This is a genomic window from Orientia tsutsugamushi str. Boryong, assembly GCF_000063545.1.
Classification (GTDB): domain Bacteria; phylum Pseudomonadota; class Alphaproteobacteria; order Rickettsiales; family Rickettsiaceae; genus Orientia; species Orientia tsutsugamushi_C.
The window spans coordinates 498,828-521,685 of the sequence record NC_009488.1 but is presented as its reverse complement, the minus strand read 5'-3'; the positions used below and the strand labels follow the sequence as shown (position 1 = coordinate 521,685).

At 30.5% G+C, this 22,858-nt stretch carries 20 protein-coding genes, 2 tRNA genes and 8 pseudogenes; 25 read left to right on the top strand and 5 right to left on the bottom strand.

The window, feature by feature from the left end; translation table 11 throughout:
- Window positions 1-47 precede the first annotated feature (47 nt).
- Window positions 48-797: a winged helix-turn-helix domain-containing protein gene (locus OTBS_RS02560; RefSeq protein WP_011944538.1), complete on the bottom strand. Its 750-nt coding sequence runs from the start codon at window positions 795-797 to the stop codon at window positions 48-50.
- A 292-nt stretch (window positions 798-1,089) separates the two neighbouring features.
- On the opposite strand from OTBS_RS02560, the gene rpsF reads away from it, so the two are divergent.
- From rpsF to OTBS_RS02540, 4 genes are all read left to right on the top strand, one after another.
- Window positions 1,090-1,446 carry a 30S ribosomal protein S6 gene (gene rpsF, locus OTBS_RS02555; RefSeq protein WP_011944537.1) on the top strand — a complete coding sequence of 119 codons (357 nt, stop codon included), beginning with the start codon at window positions 1,090-1,092 and terminating at the stop codon, window positions 1,444-1,446.
- A gap of 47 nt (window positions 1,447-1,493) precedes the next feature.
- Window positions 1,494-1,802 carry a 30S ribosomal protein S18 gene (gene rpsR, locus OTBS_RS02550; protein ID WP_011944536.1) on the top strand — a complete coding sequence of 103 codons (309 nt, stop codon included), beginning with the start codon at window positions 1,494-1,496 and terminating at the stop codon, window positions 1,800-1,802.
- A 42-nt stretch (window positions 1,803-1,844) separates the two neighbouring features.
- Window positions 1,845-2,372, top strand: coding sequence for a 50S ribosomal protein L9 (gene rplI / locus OTBS_RS02545; RefSeq protein WP_011944535.1), 528 nt, complete (start codon window positions 1,845-1,847; stop codon window positions 2,370-2,372).
- 153 nt (window positions 2,373-2,525) lie between these two features.
- Window positions 2,526-4,001, top strand: a complete 1,476-nt coding sequence (locus OTBS_RS02540) for an Npt1/Npt2 family nucleotide transporter (RefSeq protein ID WP_041621135.1) — start codon at window positions 2,526-2,528, stop codon at window positions 3,999-4,001.
- A gap of 326 nt (window positions 4,002-4,327) precedes the next feature.
- On the opposite strand, the gene OTBS_RS15965 is transcribed toward OTBS_RS02540, so the two are convergent.
- Window positions 4,328-4,570: a hypothetical protein gene (locus tag OTBS_RS15965; protein WP_041621134.1), complete on the bottom strand. Its 243-nt coding sequence runs from the start codon at window positions 4,568-4,570 to the stop codon at window positions 4,328-4,330.
- Window positions 4,571-5,656: 1,086 nt separating this feature from the next.
- On the opposite strand from OTBS_RS15965, the pseudogene OTBS_RS13865 reads away from it, so the two are divergent.
- Window positions 5,657-5,746: pseudogene (locus OTBS_RS13865) on the top strand (IS5/IS1182 family transposase); the annotation flags it as partial.
- A 396-nt stretch (window positions 5,747-6,142) separates the two neighbouring features.
- Here OTBS_RS13865 and OTBS_RS02530 read toward each other — a convergent pair.
- The gene (locus tag OTBS_RS02530) at window positions 6,143-6,637 is read right to left on the bottom strand and encodes a peroxiredoxin (protein WP_232488874.1); all 495 of its coding nucleotides are present in this window, start codon (window positions 6,635-6,637) and stop codon (window positions 6,143-6,145) included.
- Window positions 6,616-7,047, bottom strand: a complete 432-nt coding sequence (locus OTBS_RS02525; RefSeq protein WP_050897511.1) for a site-specific integrase — start codon at window positions 7,045-7,047, stop codon at window positions 6,616-6,618. The genes OTBS_RS02530 and OTBS_RS02525 overlap by 22 nt, the downstream gene beginning before the upstream one ends.
- 534 nt (window positions 7,048-7,581) lie before the next feature.
- Between OTBS_RS02525 and OTBS_RS02520 the strand changes: the two are divergent.
- Window positions 7,582-8,013 (top strand): annotated as a pseudogene (locus OTBS_RS02520) (IS110 family transposase); the annotation flags it as partial.
- Here the strand turns inward: OTBS_RS02520 and OTBS_RS11370 are convergent.
- Window positions 7,976-8,798 (bottom strand): annotated as a pseudogene (locus OTBS_RS11370) (IS5 family transposase). The pseudogenes OTBS_RS02520 and OTBS_RS11370 sit on opposite strands and share 38 nt — an antisense overlap.
- 64 nt (window positions 8,799-8,862) lie before the next feature.
- On the opposite strand from OTBS_RS11370, the pseudogene OTBS_RS02505 reads away from it, so the two are divergent.
- The 19 genes and pseudogenes from OTBS_RS02505 to OTBS_RS02420 form a co-directional block, all read left to right on the top strand.
- Window positions 8,863-9,459 (top strand): annotated as a pseudogene (locus OTBS_RS02505) (IS110 family transposase); the annotation flags it as partial.
- Between the two features lie 140 nt (window positions 9,460-9,599).
- Window positions 9,600-10,422, top strand: a protein-coding gene (locus OTBS_RS11365; RefSeq protein ID WP_157866319.1) for an IS5 family transposase whose coding sequence is annotated in 2 segments (ribosomal slippage) — window positions 9,600-9,988 and window positions 9,987-10,422 — 825 coding nt in all. Because the reading frame shifts where the segments join, the coding sequence is not laid out codon by codon here.
- 227 nt (window positions 10,423-10,649) lie between these two features.
- A pseudogene (locus OTBS_RS11360) lies at window positions 10,650-11,446 on the top strand (IS5 family transposase).
- 468 nt (window positions 11,447-11,914) lie between these two features.
- A complete protein-coding gene (locus tag OTBS_RS02490) occupies window positions 11,915-13,081 on the top strand; it encodes a reverse transcriptase domain-containing protein (protein WP_080571808.1) in 1,167 nt (388 codons plus the stop codon).
- 1,428 nt (window positions 13,082-14,509) lie between these two features.
- Window positions 14,510-14,581, top strand: a tRNA-Gly gene (locus tag OTBS_RS02480).
- Window positions 14,582-14,683: 102 nt separating this feature from the next.
- Window positions 14,684-14,759, top strand: a tRNA-Val gene (locus tag OTBS_RS02475).
- A 577-nt stretch (window positions 14,760-15,336) separates the two neighbouring features.
- Window positions 15,337-15,489 carry a hypothetical protein gene (locus tag OTBS_RS15960; RefSeq protein WP_232488819.1) on the top strand — a complete coding sequence of 51 codons (153 nt, stop codon included), beginning with the start codon at window positions 15,337-15,339 and terminating at the stop codon, window positions 15,487-15,489.
- A 29-nt stretch (window positions 15,490-15,518) separates the two neighbouring features.
- Window positions 15,519-15,578: pseudogene (locus OTBS_RS18210) on the top strand (DUF4102 domain-containing protein); the annotation flags it as partial.
- Window positions 15,579-15,611: 33 nt separating this feature from the next.
- Entirely contained in the window at window positions 15,612-15,998 is a 387-nt protein-coding gene (locus OTBS_RS15955) for a phage integrase central domain-containing protein (RefSeq protein ID WP_050897507.1), read from the top strand.
- Window positions 15,923-16,624 carry a tyrosine-type recombinase/integrase gene (locus OTBS_RS10190; RefSeq protein ID WP_162097315.1) on the top strand — a complete coding sequence of 234 codons (702 nt, stop codon included), beginning with the start codon at window positions 15,923-15,925 and terminating at the stop codon, window positions 16,622-16,624. Before OTBS_RS15955 ends, OTBS_RS10190 begins: the two co-directional genes overlap by 76 nt.
- 91 nt (window positions 16,625-16,715) lie before the next feature.
- Complete coding sequence (locus tag OTBS_RS02465) at window positions 16,716-17,051, top strand: hypothetical protein (protein WP_011944246.1); 336 nt, start codon at window positions 16,716-16,718, stop codon at window positions 17,049-17,051.
- Between the two features lie 26 nt (window positions 17,052-17,077).
- Complete coding sequence (locus OTBS_RS02460) at window positions 17,078-17,602, top strand: type IV conjugative transfer system protein TraE (protein WP_232489035.1); 525 nt, start codon at window positions 17,078-17,080, stop codon at window positions 17,600-17,602.
- Window positions 17,599-18,000, top strand: coding sequence for a hypothetical protein (locus tag OTBS_RS02455; protein WP_011944247.1), 402 nt, complete (start codon window positions 17,599-17,601; stop codon window positions 17,998-18,000). The genes OTBS_RS02460 and OTBS_RS02455 overlap by 4 nt, the downstream gene beginning before the upstream one ends.
- Window positions 18,001-18,111: 111 nt before the next feature.
- On the top strand, window positions 18,112-18,576 hold the full coding sequence (locus tag OTBS_RS02450) for a TrbI/VirB10 family protein (RefSeq protein ID WP_011944248.1): 465 nt from the start codon (window positions 18,112-18,114) through the stop codon (window positions 18,574-18,576).
- Window positions 18,576-18,866: a hypothetical protein gene (locus OTBS_RS02445; protein WP_011944249.1), complete on the top strand. Its 291-nt coding sequence runs from the start codon at window positions 18,576-18,578 to the stop codon at window positions 18,864-18,866. The genes OTBS_RS02450 and OTBS_RS02445 overlap by 1 nt, the downstream gene beginning before the upstream one ends.
- A gap of 52 nt (window positions 18,867-18,918) precedes the next feature.
- Window positions 18,919-19,742, top strand: a pseudogene (locus tag OTBS_RS02440) (TraU family protein); the annotation flags it as partial.
- Window positions 19,743-19,822: 80 nt separating this feature from the next.
- Window positions 19,823-20,143: a type-F conjugative transfer system pilin assembly protein TrbC gene (gene trbC / locus OTBS_RS02435; RefSeq protein WP_011944350.1), complete on the top strand. Its 321-nt coding sequence runs from the start codon at window positions 19,823-19,825 to the stop codon at window positions 20,141-20,143.
- Window positions 20,140-21,837 (top strand): annotated as a pseudogene (traN, locus tag OTBS_RS18205) (conjugal transfer protein TraN). Before trbC ends, traN begins: the two are co-directional and overlap by 4 nt.
- Window positions 21,838-22,089: 252 nt before the next feature.
- The gene (locus OTBS_RS02420; RefSeq protein WP_011944531.1) at window positions 22,090-22,782 is read left to right on the top strand and encodes a tetratricopeptide repeat protein; all 693 of its coding nucleotides are present in this window, start codon (window positions 22,090-22,092) and stop codon (window positions 22,780-22,782) included.
- Window positions 22,783-22,858 lie beyond the last annotated feature (76 nt).

Sequence of the window (22,858 nt, the reverse complement as noted above, 5' to 3'; positions counted from 1 at the left end):
TTATATAAAATAATATAAAGTATGTATTTATATATACTACAGTATTGTCAAGCGTAATCTGATTCTCCTGGTAATTTTAAACAATATCCTGAAGCTCGAACAGTTTTAATTAAAGCTGGTTCAAATTTACTGTTTTTGATAACATTCCTTAATCTATTAACATGTACATCAACTGTTCTAAGCTCAATTTTATGTCCATGACCCCATACATAATCTATAATTTTCTCACGTGAAAGTATAACTTTAGGTGATTCTAATAAGAGCTGCAATATTTTAAATTCAGTTGGACCTAAACGAATTGGTTTATTACCACGATATACTTTATAATTGGACAGATCCATTGTTAAGTCTTTATATCTAAGCAGCCTGTTTTTTAATATTGGTCTAGACCTGCGTAACAAAGACTTTACTGCTAATATAATTTCAGAATCAGTATAAGGATATTGTACAATTTCTATCAAACCATTATCAAATTTTTGATAATTTTCTACATTATCGTTTTGATTAAGAATAATAATTATAGGTATTTCTATTCGATGAGATTTTTGTGCGGTACTTCTAAGCTTTTGAATAAATGTATCAATTGGAACAACATCTTTGATAGAGGTGCTAACAATAATTACATTTGGAGCAAATATAAGCACTGCGTTGATGCTGCTTGTTTCGATATCATTAATATTGCTTAATCTAATAACATTAAATAGTGACCTTTCTATGATATTACAAATAGCAATTCGTTGTATCTCATCTAGCTCGATTACCAAAACTTGCGGTGGTAACTTTTCAGAAGCAGACATAAGTATTATACCAAATTATTAAACAATTATTGCAATAAGGTCATTATAATACAACCCTTGATTAAAAAATCAAGTACTTTTAAAGTACTTTTAAAGATACTTAATTATAACTGAGTTTATAATTATTTAAAAATTTTAAATAATTATAAATAAATAATAAATATTGCTTTGCTAACTTTATTTTATGATCAATTTTCAATTGCTAAACATTGCTCTTGAATTGCTAATATAACTTGATATATTTAATTGTAGTTTAATAAAGACATCTTTTTGGATTTTAATAAAAAAAATTATGCGTTTATATGAGTTGGTTTTAATTGTACGGCCAGAATTATCTAGTACAGAAATTGATAAATTAACTGATGAGTTGACTAGTATTATTAGTAACTATGAAGGAAAGTTAGTAAAACATGAGTATTGGGGTATGCGGTCTTTAGCATACAAAATTAATCGCAACCAGAGAGCTCATTATATTATGCTTGCTATTTCAGCTAATAACAATATTTTGCAAAAGTTAAAAAATAAAATAAAGAATAACTTAGAAATTATACGGTCTCGCTTTATTAAAGTAAAAGAAATTAGCCAAACTACTTCTCCAATTTTAAAAAATCAAAGTTTTGAACAGACTGCAATAGATGTAACTAGCTAAGCCATTAAAAGAATATTAACAGAAATACAGAATATTTATAAAAAGTTATGACAGAAAATATTGATACTGCAAACATAGATGCCATAAAAAATAAAACTCTAAAGCGTACAGCTAACAGAGCTAATAAGGAAGTGTTTTTTAGAAGAAGAAAAGGTTGCCCATTATCAGCCCCAGATGGCACAGCTCCGATTATAACTTATAAAGATCCTGATCTTTTATCAAAATTTATTTCAGAATGTGGCAGGGTTTTACCAGCCAGGGTAACTAATGTATGCAGGTCTAAACAAAGAGAATTAACAAAAGCAATTAAAATTGCTAGAGAGCTTGCTCTTTTACCTTTTGTATATCATCAGTAAATTTAGTAAAATATATTCTTGAATGTTAAATAAAGCAGGTATATGAAATTAATTTTAATAAAGCCAGTTAAAAAGCTTGGTAAAATAATGGATATAGTTGATGTGGCTAATGGATTTGGTCGTAACTATTTACTGCCTCGTAATTACGCCATTAGAGCAACTAATGCTAATCTAGAAATAGTTAAATCAACTGTACAACAACTTAATGAAAAAAATCAAAAAGGTATTGCTGCAGCACAGGCAGTAATGCAAAAAATTGATAGAAGCTTCATCACGTTTATTTGCCAGACAAGCGATGATGGAAAATTATTTGGATCAATTACTGCTAAAGAGATTATTAAGAAATTACAAATAAGCTCTGATATCAAAGCTTATATTGATATTAAGCCAATTAAAACTGCAGGAATTCATGAAGTTGAAGTTTCACTCCATGCTGAGGTACATTGCAAAATTTTTATTAATGTTGCTCGTTCAAATACAGAAGCTCAAGAATATTTAAAAAAATTTAATACATCTCTACAGGATACAAATAATAATGTACTTGTAGAAAAAAATAGTAGTATATCATAGAATTTAATTCTTTAATTTAATTCTATAGTTTGATTCTCAGAAAAAAGGAGTTACTATTATATTTAACACTAAGTAACAATGGTTATTGTTGTTCTATTTTGTTAATTGTTATATCTTCATTGCAAAAAAGTTAAATTTAAATTGATACCAGGAATGAATACAAATCAAACATTTAATAAGCTTCGCCAAATTTTTTGGCCTATTGAATATCATGAAAACAAGAAATTTTTGCCTATGGCACTAATGATGTTTTTTATACTATTTAACTATTCAGCATTACGCTCTATTAAAGATAGTTTAGTAATAACAAGTATTGGTCCGGAAGTAATTAGTTTTTTAAAGACATACATAGTATTGCCATCAGCTATTATTGCCATGTTAATATATACAAAATTATGCAATGTAATGAGTGTAACAAAAGTATTCTATACTATCACATCTTTTTTTCTTGGTTATTTAATTTTATTTGTTATAGTACTCTATCCTAATACACAGTTAGTACATCCAGCCCCTGAAACTATTGTAAGACTTAGTACAAATTATCCAAATTTTCAATGGTTTATTAAAATTATAGGACAATGGACTTATGCAAGTTTTTATACTATAGCTGAATTATGGGGAAGCATTATGCTTACATTACTCTTTTGGCAATTTGCAAATCAAATTACTAAAACAGAAGAAGCGAAAAGGTTTTATTCAATGTTTGGATTATTAGGAAATTTTTCGCTTCTCCTAACTGGGTATATGCTAGAGCATTTTTTAAGCGAAAATAGCATAATTAAGGCTGAGCTTAAATATACTCCAGTAATAACTACATGTATTATAGCTGGAGTATTTATTATATTAACTTATGCATATATCAACAACTATGTTTTATCTAATCCTAAGCTATATAACCCATCAATACAAAAAACAACTAAGAAGAAGGCTAAGTTATCAATGCTAGAAAGTATCAAGTTGATCTTTTCATCAAAATACCTTGGTTTAATAGTTATATTAGTGCTTTCATATGGTATATCAATTAACTTAGTAGAAGGTGTATGGAAAGCTAAAGCTAGAGAGCTATACCCAACGCCAGAAGCATATGGCATGTTTATGGGAAATTTTCAAAAATGGCAAGGAACCGTAGCAATATTATTTATGATAGTTGGTAGCAATATTTTAAGACAAGTATCATGGTATACTGCAGCAATATTTACTCCTTTAATGATTTTAATTACAGGGTTAGCATTTTTTGGATTTATCTTCCTAGGAGACTCAATTTCATTATATGTTACTGGAATTGCTCCACTATCTATTGCAGTTGCTATTGGAACAATGCAAAACGTACTAAGTAAAGCTACAAAATACTCTTTGTTTGATTCTACTAAAGAAATGGCATATATTCCTCTTGATCATGAATTAAAAACTAAAGGAAAAGCAGCTGTAGATATTATCGGTGGAAGGCTTGGAAAATCTGGCGGTGGAGTTATACAATCAACCTTTTTTATGTTATTGCCAAGTTTTAGTTTTGTTGAAGCTTCTCCTTATTTTGGTGCTATATTCTTTCTAGTAGTAATACTATGGATTTATTCTGTTGCAATGTTAAATCGTAAGTATACTGAAGCAATAGCTATATCTAGTAACTAATATCCACAAGATCAGTCAAGATAAGTATCTTGATTGATCTTAAAAATCAAAGAATCAATAAACCAATAGATAGAATCATATTTCAAATACAAGCGATAAAGACTTGCAAGTAGAAACCAGTATATTTGCAACTCTAGTAAAGGTAGCAAAAAAATAACTTTATAACCAACAGATTCTATTAATTTTTATCGCTTCTTTCTATGCTTAAACCTCATTTAGATTCTTTCGTTTTTCCACTTTCAGATAAAAAATACGACACAAGCATTATTGTGATGCTTATAAAAGAAAAGTTAAGGCAATTACTGGCTTTCAGCGAATAATACTCGCTAATTCTGATAACTTGCTATTAGACCTAACAGCAGATTCAGACTTTTTGGTTTGTCATTTAGCTCTAAATCTTCTTCTTTTGAATTCTCATTGTTTGAATTGTCATGTTGCACTATTCCTCTGCTTTTTGAACGCGGAATGATATTTTCAATAAAGTTATAAAATATTGTTGCATTATTGCTACTGTTATTATTAGCAATAATGCAATTATTGCTTGCAAAATTACGCAATTTTTGCGCCATTTCTAACCTCTAAAAATGTCAGATATAGCAGGTGGTTCAAGCGGTTTTTGCTTTCAAAAACCACGTTTTTATACCGCGTAAATATAGCAATTTAGTAGCTATACTCGAAATTTAACACTCTGAAAGACTTATAATAACACATTAGTCTTAAATATTAAAATAGATCTCTTTCGAAACTGGTTAAGGTAGTTTAAAATTATAAATGCCAGAGATCAAATTAAATCTAAGGCGGGATCCTTTACATCTATCATTTATCATCAATAATTTTGAACTACCTTAACCAGTTTCGAAAGAGGTCTATTGTAAATGACTATAACATCCAACTTTTCTAATTCATAATCTTGTTTACCTATTTATGGTAAATCATCACCAGTCTTAAGTTAGTATCATTTCTGATTAGCATATAAATGCTTATACACCAAGTTATTAATTCTTGTAGTCTGTCATTTAGCTTTCTAAGCATTCTCTGACCTACACTATCAGTTGCATAATAATAGGCTTACCATGTTTCATTCATCAGAGATACGTTAAGAGAGATACGTTAAGTTGGTTATCTTCTTTATATCAAGGAGTTGGAATTTTTAAAGAAGGCTTGTGTATCTCTTCTTACAGCTGAGTTTTTCAGGTTTATCCATATAAACGCCAGATTAGGATAAGGAAAAATATGCAAGCTAGTGAAGAAAAGGTATACAAAAAGAGAGAGAATGTCGAGTTATAATTATATGATATATTAAATATAGTTTTAATTAATAGTATTTATTTATTGCTTGCATGTTTGCAAATGCAAATTTAGAATAAGAAACAGTTAGAAGGAGGTAATATACAAGTGTTACAATGGTCAATGTTTAAGTTATTAAGTATAGTATTATGAACTAATACTGGTAAAAATATGATCAATAAATCGTTATTAATTGAAATTATATTTAAATATATTGCATAATTATAATTGTACATTCTCTCTTTGTATACCTTTTATTCATTAACTTTCATATTTCCACTTATCCTAAATTGGTGTTATAACAGAATTTATCTGAAGTATCTGCTTCTACATGTACAATAGACCTCTTTCGAAACTGGTTAAGGTAGTTCAAAATTATTGCTGATAAATATCGAAATAGACGTAAAAGATTCGGTCTTAGATTTAATTTGATCTCTGGTATTTATAATTTTGAACTATACCTTAACCAGTTTCGAAAGAGGTCTAATATTTTTCATACGAAGATTCACTTTCGTTTAACCAATTTTAACTTTACCTTGCACATATTTTCCATCCAGATTAGTACTTTTGTTAGGCACTATATCACGCTTAGTACAAGACCGTTACCAATCTCGCACAGCAATAGCCTGTAACTAATGTTTAAATGCCCATTGTTGCTATATCTCTATAAGTCTCTGTTTGAGCGAGTTTATATCGCACACGCATATATGTAAACTAATTATCGCACGTAAAATCTATGTTTAAAGATATTTAACATATTATAGTAGCAGAATAAGACTTATCATTCTACTACTGTGATTTTCAGAAATTAGCAAAAAATATTCCTTTAATCTGGGGATTAATCATCTATTTTCTTAAATAGTGTTTTTTACCATATTAAGTACTTCATTACTATGTTGTGTTATGTTAACCTTTGGCCATATAGCAGCAATTTTTGCTTTTTGATTGATTAAAAATGTAGTACGGCTAATTGCTAAAAAAGTATTTTTAAACATCGATTTTTCTTTTAAGACTCCATAATCTTCAAATATTTTCCCAGTTTCATCATATCCTAACTCAAATTTTAAACAGAGCTTATCTTTAAATTTTTGATGTGAAGCAATATTATCTTTGGATACACCAAGAATTATCGTATTTAATTTATTGAATTCAGAAATAGCTTCATTAAATTTCTGTGCTTCAATTGTACACCCAGGAGTATTATCTTTTGGATAAAAGTATAGTACTAAATTTTTACCTTCATAATGACCTAGATTTATAATTGAATTACTAGTAGTAATCATATTAAAGTCTGGTGCATCATCATTAATTGTTAAATTTTTCATGTCTAGTCTCGTAACTTGGTGCACTTAGCAATTTCGTTAGCAAATTTTTGTATTGCATATCGTACAACATCTGTATTAAGATGTATATAAAATTTTGTTGATTGAGGGTCATTATGATTTAACAATTTGCTAATTACAGCTATTGGTATTCCAAATTTTGCCATCCAACTACCAACAGTTCTTCTAAGATCGTGTATCCTTAAATTTTTTAATCCAGCTCTTTTACAAACTCTTTTCCATGCTACATTTATGTTCTTTAAATGTCTACTATTTTCTCTTTGTCCAGGAAACACACATTCACTTTCTAATGAATATGGATACTGTTTTAATTTTTCTATTAATAAATTTATTAATGGCACTGTTTGTGATTCACAATTCTTAGTTTTTGATATATACAATACTCCTTCTTTCAGTTTTATATTTTGCCAACGCATTGATAGTACATTATTTCTACGGGCTGCTGAATATTTACCACCTTTATTTGCATTATTAAATATCTTCTTTTTGAATATTAGAAATGTAAATATAGTGCAAGCATTTAAAATGCTTATTCATAATGTCTTTGTATAAACTTTTGCTACTATCTTTGAGTTTTAGCTTATTAATATATAGATCATACATCTCCTTCAATGTTCATGTGTTCTTTGTTTTCAAAGGATTTATTCCTTTAGCAATTTGTACCTTTAAAATCAACGCTTTTTCTAGCATTATTAACAGATATATTTGGAAAATCCCATAACTTAATTTTTCTATATACTCCTTGTATGATAAAAATAAGTGAAATTGCAATAAAATAAAAGATTATAGCAATAGCACAAAAGAAAGCTAGTATACAGTTATGCTCCTAAGGCTACTAGCCTGAATTTTAGATAAGTAACTATCTTTTTTAACTAAAAACCGGACGGTATTCTTAGGCAAAAAAGCCTGTATTTACAAGGTTGGTTTTGAGATATTTAACATAAAATTTGGTGATTATGAATAGTATAATTGTAGGAATTGATATTTCTAAAGAGACATTTGATGCCGCTGTGTTAATTAATCATAAAGTTCAAACAAGAAAATTTAATAATAATTCTGAAGGATTTAACAAATTAGTAACATGGTTAAAAAGCAGAGAAACTGGACATGTTTGTATGGAAGCAACATGTATCTACTGGAAAAGCTTAGCGAAATATCTGTACGATTATGGCTATAAAGTGAGTGTAGTAAATCCTGCTCGTATTAAAGGTTTTGCAATGAGTAAACTTAGTCGTACAAAAACAGATAAAGCAGACAGTGTATTAATAGCAGATTTTTGCAAAGCAATGAAACAGGAAGCATGGTATCCACAGCCGCATTATATTAGACCTCTTTCGAAACTGGTTAAGGTAGTTCAAAATTATAAATGCCAGAGATCAAATTAAATCTAAGACCGAATCTTTTACGTCTATTTCGATATTTGTCAGCAATAATTTTGAACCGTTTTAGCATACCAATAACATTTTCATTGACAACTCTTTCTCCTGCTAACCTACGATTATTCTTTTTATCATTTTTAGTTAAAGGATTTTTCTTGCTTTTTTTCTTTGGTAATGCAGAATTATTGTGAATTTTTTGTATACTTTGATATCCTGTATCAGTAATCGCTTTAACCTTAGGATGGATAAGAATTTTGGATTCATTAAATAATCTAAAGTCATGTTTTTTACCGTTAGAAAAATCTGTGCATATTACTTGGTGCGTTTTCTTGTCTACCACTATTTGAGTTTTTAGTGTATGCCTTTTCTTCTTTTTTGAATAATAGAATTTTTGTTTTTTTGAGTCTTTCTATAGGACTCTCAGTAGCATCAATCAAGACTACTTCATAATTCATATCACTCTTCATTAGAGTTTTACGACTTGAAAGAGCAAAGTTTTGGTGTTTAACTAAGGTGTTTTCTACCCATTTAACAGCTTTATATGCTGAACTTTCACTAATCCCATAGTTCTGACCTATATGAAAATAAGTACGGTATTCTCTAAGGTATTCTAAGGCCATCAATAACTGTTCCTCCAAATTGAGCTTATTTTTACGCCCTCCTTTTGATTTCTTAACACCATCAGCTTTCCTCAAAATATCCACCATCTTTGAGAATGTTCACTTCCTTACTACTGTTAATCGACGAAATTTTTCATCCTTTAACTCTTTAATCTGATCTAATTTCATTATTACTTCAAATCAGATTTTTATAACACCATTTTACATCATTGTATAGTTTCGAAAGAAGTCTATTCAAGAACTACAGCAGCTGGTTAATCGCCTGAATGTTTTAATTAAGCATAAAACACAAGAAACAAATAGATTAGAAGGAGCTTCTAAAGCAATTGCTAATAATATTCAAATGCACATTGAATTTCTTGGAACACAAATTAAAGAAATTGAACAACTAATCAATGACCATATTAAAAATAACAAAGATCTTCACAATAAAGCTATGTTACTTGAATCAATACCAGGTATAGGAGCAAAAACACAAGCTATAGTTCTGGCTTTTTTAGCAGATATTGAGAAATTTAGTTCTGCTAAACAAGTTGTAGCTTTTGTAGGTCTTAATCCTAAGCATCGTCAATCTGGTAGTTCTGTGCGTGGCGCTAGTAGAATCTCTAGAACTGGTAATTCAGATCTACGTAAGTCTTTTTATATGCCTGCTATGTCTGCCTTAAGACATAATTGTATTATCAAGCATTTTTCTCAACGTTTATCTAACACTGGTAAACCCAAAATGCTTATCCTTACTGCTGCTATGCGTAAGTTACTACATATTATTTATGGCGTTTTGAAGCATAATTCTCCTTTTAATCCTAATGTTTCAATCCAGCAAAAATAATAATTTTATAAAAACTTACATCTTTTTTATAAAATTATTATTTCTTTTCTTGATTCTTAACACGGTATCTTTAATTAGACTTCTTTCGAAACTATACAATGATGTAAAATGGTGTTATAAAAATCTGATTTGAAGTAATAATGAAATTAGATCAGATTAAAGAGTTAAAGGATGAAAAATTTCGTCGATTAACAGTAGTAAGGAAGGGAACATTCTCAAAGATGGTGGATATTTTGAGGAAAGCTGATGGTGTTAAGAAATCAAAAGGAGGGCGTAAAAATAAGCTCAATTTGGAGGAACAGTTATTGATGGCCTTAGAATACCTTAGAGAATACCGTACTTATTTTCATATAGGTCAGAACTATGGGATTAGTGAAAGTTCAGCATATAAAGCTGTAAAATGGGTAGAAGACACCTTAGTTAAACACCCAAACTTTGCTCTTCCAGGTCGTAAAGCTCTAATGAATAGCGATATGAATTATGAAGTAGTCTTGATTGATGCTACTGAGAGTCCAATAGAAAGACCCAAAAAAACAAAAATTCTATTATTCAGGAAAGAAGAAAAGGCATACACTAAAGACTCAAATAGTCGTAGACAAGAAAACACACCAAGTAATATGTACAGATTTTTCTAACGGTAAAAAACATGACTTTAGATTATTTAAGGAATCCAAAATTCTTATCCATCCTAAGATTAAAGCGATTACTGATATAGGATATCAAGGTATACAAAAAATTCACAATAATTCTGAATTACCAAAGAAAAAAAGCAAGAAAAATCCTTTAACTAAAAATGATAAAAAGAATAATCGTAGGTTAGCAGGAAAAAGAGTTGTCAATGAAAACGTTATTGCTATGCTAAAACGGTTCAAAATTATTGCTGACAAATATCGAAATAGACGTAAAAGATTCGGTCTTAGATTTAATTTGATCTCTGGCATTTATAATTTTGAACTACCTTAACCAGTTTCGAAAGAGGTCTATTGTTATTCCTAAATAAAGTGTTTTAGTCCCGCCACACAATACTTCTTATAGAAATAAATCTTTGTCTTTAGTATCTCTGTACACATCTCTTTTTTCTTTTTATGGCTTTATTTTACTTATAGCTATTTGTGTAAAATATAATAGATTTCTTTCGAAACTAGAGAATGATGTAGAATAGTGTTATAAAGATCTGATTTGAAGTAATAATGAAATTCGATCAGATTAAAAATTATAAAGGATGAAAAATTTCGTTGATTAACAGTGGTAAGGAAGGGAACATTCTCAAAGATGGTGGATATTTTTAGGCAAGCTGATTGTCTTAAGAAATCAAAATGTGTGTGTAAAAATAGCTCAATTTGGATGAACAGTTGCTGATGGTCTTAGAATACCTTAGAGAATACCGCACTTATTTCCATATAGGTCAGAACTATGGGATTAGTGAAAGTTCAGCATATAAAGCTGTAAAATGGGTAGAAGATGCCCTAGTTAAACACCCAAACTTTGCTCTTCCAGGTCGTAAAGCTCTAATGAAGAGCGATATGAATTATGAAGTAGTCTTGATTGATGCTACTGAGAGTCCTATAGAAAGACCTAAAAAAAACAAAAATTCTATTATTCAGAAAAGAAGAAAAGACATACACTAAAAACTCAAATAGTGGTAGACAAGCAAACACACTAAGTAATATATACAGATTTTTCTAACGGTAAAAAGCATGACTTTAGATTATTTAAGGAATCCAAAATTCTTATTCATCCTAAGGTTAAAGCGATTACTGATACAGGATATCAAGGTATACAAAAAATTCACAATAATTCTGAATTACCAAAGAAAAAAAGCAAGAAAAATCCTTTAACTAAAAATGATAAAAAGAATAATCCTAGATTAGCAGGAGAAAGGGTTGTGAATGAAACCGTTATCGGTATGCTAAAACAGTTCAAAATTATTTCTGATAAATATCGAAATAGACGTAAAAGATTCGGTCTGTGCGTCAAGAAAAGGTGAATTAATCTTACTGGTGAAAGTCCAGTTATGGAAGGAGAAGCTAGATCCACCGTATAGCGAGTCTTGTGCTGCTGAAGGTAACGACAGTAGTAAAGCGTAGACAGTGAAACATTCGAGCCGAAACCAAATGGTGAACGTGATATCCCCGAAAGGCTTATATAGTGGAAGCCGATATGTTAGACTACATAGTAGGCAAAAGAAGATTGGAGGTCAAACTAGTAAAAAAAAACCCAAAAATTTTCAACCACCGGGGTCGCAGGCGTCAGCGAGTTTGTAAAGATTAATGACACAACTTGAGAAGTCCTTATAACTCTTACGTAATTAAGTAAGTATTCAAAGTACAAGTGATGAAACATAAGGCTTTGGAGATGGTGTAAGGATGGCTGAGTTAGCCATAGTAGTGATGAAACCTAGTAATGTGGGTGGAGCAAAGGGTTAGCAGAAAAGTAAGAATGCAAGAGGGAAACAATGGCTGTACACAGCATAGACAGAAATACATGGTTAACGAAACTTGAGCGTATAAAGTTGCTATCATCGAAAAATCAAGACATAAAGTTTAATAATCTAAATCAAGACATAAAGTTTAATAATCTTGGACATATCATTGATTTAAAGATATTAGAAGAACAATATAAGGAACTCGATAGCAAGAAAGCGATAGGAATAGATGGTATAACCAAAGAGGATTATGGTAAGAAGTTGAAAGCAAATCTGCTCTCGCTTCTTACTAGAATTTGCAATGGGAAATATCAGGCTAAACCTGCACGAATAACGGAAATTCCAAAAGAAGATGGAGGCAAAAGACCTTTGATAATATCATGTTTTGAAGATAAGATAATCGAGTCTACAGTAAGCAAGATATTAAACTCTGTGTTTGAGCAAATATTCTTAAAGTATTCATATGGATTTCGACCTAAATTAAATGCACACGACGCTTTAAGGGAGTTAAATAGACTTACGTATAACTTCAATAAAGGGGCTATAGTAGAGATTGATATAACAAAGTGTTTCAATACAATCAAGCATTGTGAGTTGATGGAATTTCTAAGAAAGAGAATATCTGACAAGAAATTTCTAAGACTAGTTATGAAACTGATTGAAACACCAATCATAGAAAATGGTACTATAGTTACTAACAAAGAAGGTTGTCGTCAAGGATCAATAGTTTCACCAATTCTGGCAAATGTCTTTCTGCATTATGTTATAGATAGCTGGTTTGCAAAAATCAGCAAAGAAAACTTAATGGGACAAACAGGAATGGTGAGGTACTGCGACGATATGGTATTTGTCTTTGAAAGGGAAGCAGATGCGAAAAGGTTTTATGATGTTTTGCCTAAAAGGTTAAATAAGTATGGGCTAAATATCAATGAAGCTAAATCACAAATGATAAAATCTGGTAGAGACCATGCTGCAAATTTAGCCCAACAATGCAGGAAGATCGCAAGTTATAATTTTCTTGGATTTACTTGCTATTGGAGAAAATCAAGATTTGGCATAACATGGAGACTAAAATATACCTCAAGGAGAGATCGTTTTACTGAGAAACTGAAAGGACTGAGAAAATATTTGCGTAGTCAGCTAAACAAGCAAGATAAAACACAAACATTATCACAAGTCATTAGAGTTATTAGGTGAATGGATCAACTATCATGGTATATCTGATAATAAAAGACGAGTAAGTTCATTTATCAACCAAAGTAAACGGGCAATATATAACTGGTTTAATAGAATGGGAGGAAAACGTAAGATGAATTGGAAAAGACTAACCGAGATACTTAAAAGAGTAAATTTTCCTAAAATTGGAAAGATTGTCTCAATGTTCTAGACAACAAATAAGGCATAATGCTTATCTTATTTTTGAGAGCCGGATGCGGTAATTCTGCAAGTCCGGTTCTGAGGAGGGGCCTAATTGAGCAATTGGTTAGGTCTACTCACATAGTTTTAATTTGATCTCTGACATTTATAATTTTGATCTACCTTAACCAGTTTCGAAAGAGGTCTAATATAGAAAAGCAGTATATGACTTGATGTAGGACTTAAGAAGAGTTATAAAGGATGCAAGTATTAAACTTAACAAAGCAAAATAATATAAGAATATAAAATAATAAAAAAAAACAAAAAATTATCAAATAAGTTTTATGAAACTAAACCTTTAATTCTTATGGATAAATCTCTTGATCTTTATGATCATTCTTTTAGAATGTGTGAATATGGCTTATATCAAAGAATGCTAGGTGAAAGAATGGAGGAAAAAGAATATAATTTTATTTACGGTACAAATGCTTTGCAAGAGTTAAGTATAGGAGTATATATTTGCTCCAAAATTAGCAAGAGAGTTTTCTTATAGTAGAGGTATAGAGTTATAGAGCACCATAGTTGGAAACTCAATTTCTTCATATAACATTTAAAAGAAGAACTATATATCAAGAATGATTTAGATAAAAAAGATGCTTGGTTTGATTTTTAATTCTTTAGCTAGGAATGATCATTAGTATAAGGTAGCAAAAAAATAACTTTATAACCAGTTGAGTTATAAAGAAAAATTTAAATAAAAATAAAATAACTCAACATGAAAAAATGTATTATAACAGTATACTATTTAATAGATAATTTATGCAAGATATATCAAGAAAGTTGAAAAAAGAGATTAATACCAAGTAATAATCAAAGAAACAAAGATAGAAAGTTATCCTTAGCTGAGTTATTAACAATTAGTGATATATTTTTATTTGTTACAATGCAAGGATTTTAAAAATTATTATCTATATTACATGCGTCATAAGTATAAAGGATACTACTATAGTAGAATAATACAACTGTGCCCTAGAATGTTGCTACCATTAGCTGTATTAATGCATTATCTGAAAAAAGACGAGACAGGTATAATATAATTGTTTATAGTATCTTAATATATTCTTACATAATTATATCATATTATAACCGGAAAATAGTATTATCGTGTAACAGCAAGTATTCATTATTCTAAATTTATGTATAAAATTATTTTTATTACTTGCACTTTCTACTACTTGTCTGTATTCTTATGGCATTATGCATTAGAATGCGGATGTAGCTCAGTGGTAGAGCGTTACTTTGCCAAGGTAAAAGTCGTGGGTTCAATTCCCATCATCCGCTCCGTGCTAACTAGATTTCTGTATTAAACCATACAATTAGCAGTATTGAGGTTTTGTGAAGGTTTTTATTGCTAAAGCTATCACAAAAGTCACTTTAGTACATGGGCGATTAGTTCAGTTGGTAGAGCATCTCGTTTACACCGAGAAAGTCGGCAGTTCAAGTCTGTCATCGCCCACCATAATACTATCATTAGTTGTATCTTAGCATTCATAATATTGTACTTTGTATTAAATGTAATACTTGATTTTGTGTGAGATATGAAGAATAAATGAGCTGGCTGTTGAAAGAACAAAATTAGAAATGTATCCTAACATCCTTTCATGTTTAAGATGATTTAACTAACTAGAAGAAATAAGTTAGATTAAGAGCTATTATGAGCTTTATAAGCTTTATAAAATCTGCTATGTAGTTTATTCTCGTTTGAGTTGATACATGAATTTAACTGTAGCTGTATTAATATTATTTGTCAATATGACAATAATATCTTGATGTTAATTGCGGAAATATAACGTAAATTTATGTCTAATATTTGGCTAGTTGAAGTGCTAATTTTTAATCCAGCAACTTGAATTTATAGTTGATAAGCTTAGAGTAACCTTCAATTGATAACGTCGCTTAAAAATATTTTTTATTTTTACAAAAGTATTTGCTATTCAATAAAAACCATACTACAGACTATAAGTTTAAGCTAATTTTAAAAATTAATAAGTTATTATTTAATTACTTCAATTTTAAATTAATGAAGGGTGATAAATATGCCAGTAAAAGTATTTAAATTTACACAAGCAGCATTAAATAAAATAAAAGTACCAACCAAAGAAGAAAAAATAATCAAGTTTAGAGATATAACACAAAGGAACTTACTGTTTATAATATCATATACTGGATTTAGAAGACTATATTTATGAATAAACATTAATGGCATGTATTATAAAAAATAAAAATAGGAGATTTTCCAGATCTAACGGTAGCAGAAGCTAGAAAAAAGATACAGCAGTTAAAAAGTGATATTGCTAAAGGAATAAATCCAATGGATGAAAGACGGAAGATAAATAAAGAAAGAAGAGAAAAAAGAGAGAAGAGGCTTAAATTAAAGAATGAACTAACATTCGGACAGGTGCATGTAAAATATACTGAATATAGTAGTCTTTATCATAAAAGTTGGAAAATAATGGCTCAAAGAGTAAAGAGATATCTAGAATCTTTATACAATACAAAGATATCTGAGATTACCAAAGAAGATATTCAGAAGCTTTTTGACGAAAAAACAGCAAAGAAACACTATGTAACAGCAAACAGTATTCTAAAACTGTTAAGCCCTATATTTAATAAGGCTATAGAGTGGGGATTATTAGAAAAGAATCCTGTATGTGGAATAAAAAGGCACAAGCACAAGAATCAAGATCTAGATATGTAACAAATGAAGAAATGAGAAGACTTATGGCCGTGCTAAAAGAAAAGGGAAATAGTCAATTAACAGAATCGCAAAAGCGAGCAGAACGATCAGGAAAAATTTTTACATTTATAAGTTTATTCACTGCAGCACGTAAAAGTAATGTATCAGGAATGAGATGGGACGAGATAAGCCTTAGCGAAAAAATATGGTGTATACCAAAAACTAAGAGTAAAAATGGTAAAACTCTATATATAGGGTTAGCTGATAAATTAATAGAAGTATTGCAAACCAGAAAACTATGCTCAAAAAGTGAATGGGTATTGCCAAGTTCAGCAGACAATAGTAAACACATATCAAGTTCAACAATGCATCGAGCATGGGCTAAGATTCGAAAAAAAGCCGGAATACAGAATGTAACAATACATGATCTTAGAAGAACGTTTGCAACTTGGATGAAAAATAATGGTGAAACACTAGATACAATATCTCAAATATTAGGACATAGTAATACTAATATAACTAAAATTTATACTATACATAGTTTAGATAAGGCAACAATTGCTACAAATAAAGTTGTCGAAAATATGCTGAGTATATTCGGTACCAATGTTTGTTTGAACGAGATACTATCTGGAATAGTGCCATAATTAAGTTGCGGAGAAGAAAAATTGACAACAACTTAGCTAAGTAGTTACTCTACATTAGATTTTGTAAATTTTTGAAAATCGCAGTAGCAGAATGAGAAATCTCATGCTACAATTGAGGCTGAAGGTAATTATACAAAATCAAAAATTATGTTGGGCATTATCGAGGCCGTTGAAGTATATGGGTTTGAGCATTGACGAATGGGGAGTAGTGCTAGCTGGAGTAGCTCCAGGAATTGTACTACTAAACAGCAGGCATGCTAAATTAGGCCTAGCCTTTATGGTTGGAGGAATTGCTCTATGTTATTGCTTTAAGAAAATTAAGAAGGTATCTGAGAATTTTTTGCTAAAAAGTTTTTTAGTAGCTAAAGGTTTATTGCCAGCTCCATTAGGATATCCAAGGCTTTTGGGCAAAAAAGTTGGCAAGTAATGAATCATCTCTTTAAGTAAAATGCTATACAAGAGCTGGTTAAATATAATAAATGCTTACTTTCAGTAACTATATTGCTAGCTGCAGCTAATATAATTGCGATAATGGCTGCAATTACCAAAGAAGAAAAGTGGTTATTAATTCCAGCAATGGAGCCTGATCGTAAAATGATGGTTTCATCAAAAAATTACCATGAAACCTATTTAAAGGAATGGGCAATTTATGTGACGAAACTCTTATTTACTACTTCTCCAAATGAGGTAGAAAGACAAATAGCAGACATGAAAGTGGCATCTAGTAATACTGAATCTTTAAATAAATTTTTTCATGATCACTTGCAATTTGTTAAAGGTTCAAATGTGTCTTCAGTATTTTTTCCAAAGAAGGTTGAGGTGATGAAAGATGGAGTATTAATTAGTGGAACGCTTCGCTACTGGTTTAGCGATAGTAAACATATAGCTGTCAATAAGACTTACCTTTTGACTTACAAGCGAAGTCCTAATTACCTTTTGTTGTTAACTGGCGTTAAAGAGAATGGAATAAAAAAATGAGTATTAGAATTTTGAGGTTTATGATAGGGTTTATTGCTTTAGTCAAGTTTAGTGATGTATATGCGGTAGAATATGAGTTAGAAGTTGATAATTTGCTGAAGCTTGAGATTTCTGATAGTGGGCCAACAAGAATTAATCTTAAAGATGAAAAAATCAATGATATTTTTATGTATCCTCAAAATGCAGCCGAAGTTGTAGTTCATGAGTCTGGATGTTTGTTTATTGCTCCACGAGAAGAAGAAAAGAAGCTTTATTTAACAGTAATAGGAGAACACAAAACAATTCAAGATTTAATGTTAACTTTTACTCCAAAAACTCCAAGCCATGTAACGCTTATTAATGCTGCTACAGAAGAAGCTGAAAAGGATAATTCAAAAGGAAAAATAAAATTAGCTTAAAATGCTAGTTTTTACTTTAAAGCTTGTTAAGCTCAGCATCAAGCATATTAAAACTGCTTCAAAGTAAAATTTCATTATGGAGATATTATTGAAAACAAGGCGGAAGGCTGGTTGATAGGTGAAGATGGACGTTCTGGAATTAAAGGAATCGTGGTAGATAAATCGTCTAACATAGCAAGCATGGCTGCATTAAATGGAGTATTTAGCAATATTGCTAAGTTTCTACAAGCTAAGGCTATTAAACCTGATATGCTACCAACTTTAAACCTAGTAGCTGGAGGTCATCAACAACAAGAGTTTCAGATTGGAGATGCGCTTCAGTCTGGAGCTTACTCTGGAGCTAGTAATGCTTTTGATAAGCTAGCTGATTTTGCTATAAAACAAGCTGATTCTATGAGCCCAGTCGTTCTTATTGCGTCAGGTAGAGTCATCGATGTTGTATTTAAAAAAGGTTTTGACTTACGTGAGCACAAGAAGAAGCCACATAATTTAACTTATTCACAATCAACTAACAATGAAAAAGTTAATTTGCATAATAAATTCGACCAATCACAAAAGTTAGAGGAGCATTTATAATGAAGTTTTTATTATTGCTATTGGGCTGTATGAGCCTAACAAGCTTCTTTTTCGAAAGTAATTTTGATTGTAAAATTCCTAAAGGGCAAAAATGTAAGTCTTTATATGAAATAAAGAAAATGGCTGCTCAAGGAGTTTTTGACCCTGATAATGTTGAGAAAGTTGAAACATCAAAAATTAAATCAAAAAGGCGTTGTGTTCTATACTGTAAGCGATCTAAAGCAGTTCAAGGTGTAGCTGTTGTTAACACTTCACCTAAAAAACCAAAAATGAGTGATATTGCAACTTAAAAATGATTTATGTGATAATATAGGTTAAATTACTATATCTCTGTACTTTACAAACACTTCAATGCCTGATACTAATGCTTCTGGTAGACTTATATGTCTTTGTCCTAAGCCAGGGATTCCAATACCTGTACCTGGTATATTCCGGTAGGATTTTGGGAGCCAGTACGCCTTGTAGATGTTACAAAGTCGCCAATGTGTATGGTAAGTCTTGGAGGTTTGTCATTTGGAAGTGCTACTCAAAAAGGCATGAAAGATGAGGCTGAAGGAAGTGCTTTTTATCACATTCATTGGTATGTCTATCCTGTGATTTATTGGCTGGAAATTTTGCTTGATTTTATTTGTCTGGAAATGGCTGCAGTCGATATAGCATATTTAACAGAGTTTGATCCATTATGGAGTGATGACGCTAAATCTGCGATTTTAAATCCAGAAACGCTGTTGTTTCAAAATGTAGCTGCTTATCAAGCATGTATAGCTGATTGCATGAGTTGTGGCGCTGGTTTATTAGCAAGTGATTATGCTTTTTGGTGTGCTGAATGTCAAGGAATGCTTTACCCTTTTACTGGAACAGCTGCGGCGCATAATGGTGGAGTTGGAACATCTGTATTAATGGTAAGTAAGTTTATGGCTAGAATGCATAGGCAACTGATGTTATGGGGATATTATGGTTATAAAGGCTTATGTGGCAAGTATCCCATGCCTATTATGAAGAAAAGTCAGTATCGACTACAAATGACTTATCCGATTCCAGAAACCAGATCCTGCAAGAGCATAGGCCAAACAGAAGCTACATGGCAGGCTGGAAGAGAATTTCCAGTTAATGGTGAAGATTTTGGTTACTTGATTTGGCGAAAAAGAGATTGTTGTTTGCTTTGATAAGGGTTAGAGAGGAATATGGTTATACGAGTAATGATGTTGATGGTTTTATTATTTGTTAATAATGCTAATGCTTTTTTTTGGGCCAGCAAAAAACTTTTATTTTTGTCTCATTTTCAATGAGTGATGAGGCTTTAAAAAGCTATTTTGCTGAATCTCAAAAGGCTGGAGCTCAATTGATTATGCGTGGGTTAATTAATAACTCATTTACACAAACAAAGAATAAAACTATGGAGCTTGGTATTAGCTTCGATATAGATCCTAGCTTGTTTGAACAATATAAAATTGATGTTGTTCCTGTGATAGTAATAGATGATGAAAAAAGAGGATTAACCAAGAAATTAACTGGCCATATTCCTTTAGCAATAGCATTAGAAATTATGAATGAGAATACTCAATGAGATTATTATCTATATTAACTTTTTGATAGTGCTCAATATTAGCTGTTGTTTAGCTTCAATGCAAAGCAGTTATAATGAAGCTAGCAACTATAATGTAAATCTTGGAAATTCTTCAAATACACAAGAATTATTTCATCAAGGTAGTAATGTCAATTATCCTAACAATGATGAGGATTTAACCTACCATGGCCGTAATCAGCTTGGTACAGAAAGTGGGGCAATGTTATTTCAAGCTGAAAACAGTAAAAACAATGCCTTAACTCAACATAATATCAACGATCAAAATTATATGATAGCTAATTCAATGAGAATTGAATCTGATCCTTTAAGTGCCCTTGATAGCAGTAACTTCGTAACTCAGACAAGTAAAACTAATACTGAAATTATTCAAAGTTGTAATGAAGGTAGTAATTTTAACATTGAACTTATTCGAGAATTAAATGTTGAGTGCAGATTAGAGAATGTATGGCTTTCTTGGCAAAACCGGCAAATGGAATTTGCAACAGAAGAAATAGTAGAGAATCATAGTAATTGGCTTAATGGTCGTGCAGATTTCCATGACGTAGATAAAAATAATGAAAAAATATACAAGTTAGCAGGTGATAGCCAAATGGCTGCAAGACGAATGAGGAGTGCTGTTGCTGATAGGCTTGGCGTATCTATAGAGCATATTGGAACAAAGTTTATATTATATCAAAAAGAGGTAAAATATGTATACTTCGCTATGACTACAGAGATAAGACTCAAGAACTAAGGGAAGTAGCAGAATATTGGCAAGTTGTAAAGCCTGAACTTGAACAATTAATAGAAAGTAATGAATGCTATGAGGCGAATAGACTCAACTATGAGAGTGGTGATAGAGTATTTTTTGACAAGTTTAGAGTCAATCGTTCATATTGGAAACAAAAGATTGTTTTTTCATGTACTAGCGATCCAAAAGATGGTTGCAAACACCTTAAAATTCAAAATTGTGAATTAAAAACAGCACTTGCCAAAAATCAGTAGCAAATATTTGTTTACTATGGCAGCACGATTATAGCTGTTCAACTGAGAAGCAAACAATGCTACACTCATCATTGCGTAATAACTCAATTTTTTGTTTAGGAGGTAATTGCAACACTCCAACTATTATACCAAATAGAGATATAGCTAAAGTAGCTCATCTAGCAATGCTAAATCAGATGAGCAAGGACATTAAAACAAATCCCGTTTCTGTATTTTCAGGTAAACATCGAAAATGCAAAAAAGATGTATTTAGTTTTTTGAATTGCTGCTCTTCAATGACTGGCTGGGGGCGTGATATAGGCTTATCGCAATGCAAATCTAAGGAACAAGAATTAGCTCTATATAGAAAAAAAGGTTACTGCTATTACATTGGAACCTATTGTTCTTCAAGAATTCCGATATTGGGTATTTGCCTAGCTAGAAAGTCTACTTATTGCTGCTTTCAGTCAAAACTTGCAAGAATTTTTCAGGAAGAAGCAAGAAAGCAGCTAAAAATAGACTTCGGTACACCTGAATGTCCAAAGTGTAGAGGCCTTACTGTTGAAGAGTTACAAAAAGTTGATTTCACTAAAATCAATATGGATGAACTATTTGGAGATATACTCACTAAGGCTCAAAACAGCATGAACAAAGACATTATTGCAGGAATCAAAGATAAAGTTCATCGTATGCAACAAAGTCATCATTAAATACTATAGCTAGTTCCTATTGACTTTATATCAATGCCTTTACCTATAGAAAATCACACGTATTTAATGCAACATCATTTGTTATAACTGGTTGTAATAATAAAAAATAAAGAATATTAATAGAATTTCTGATAGTCTTATTGATAAGACTGAAAAAAAATATAAAAGAAGGATTAATTGTAACACCTATAATTTAGTAATTATTTGGTGTTCAGTAGCTAATCAAAAATTTAAAGGGTAATTAATAATCATATGAAATTTGTAAAATATATAACAGCTGTTTTATTATTAACGCTGTTAAATACAACCATTGCATCAAAACAAAACAACAATCAACCTGTACAACAGAAATTAATTCAGGATAAAGCTATATTAGCAGAAAAACATTTTAATGTTGGAATTTCATTTCTTGAGTTAAACAAATATCAAGAAGCAATAGAAAATTTTGATTTAGCTATTAAATATAAACCTAATTATGCGGAAGCTTATTATAAGAAAGGAGTTTGTTTAGGCAACTTAGAACGATATAAAGAAGAAATAAAAAATTATAATTTAGCTATTAAGTATAAATCTAATAATGTAAATATTTATTATAATAAAGGAGTTTGTTTACTTGAATTAGCACAATTTCAGAAAGCGATAGAAAATTTTGATTTAGCTATTAAAAATGACCCTAATAATTTAGAAGCTTATCTCAATAAAGGATTTTGTTTGGGTAAATTAGGACAATTTCAGAAAGCAATCGAAATTTTTGATTTAGCTATTAAATATAAACCTAATTTGGCAAAAGCTTATTTCAATAAAGGGGTTTGTTTATGTGAATTAAGACAATTTCAAGAAGCAATAGAAAGTTGTAATCTAGCTATTAAATATGATCCTAATAATGTAGAAGCATGCCAGTTGATAAATATACTCAAACGCAAAATTGCAGGTATTAAAAAGTAATCTTGATTTTTAATACGGTATCTGTGATAAGCAGGTATTATAAGGCATTATCATGATTTATTTGTGATACAAATTG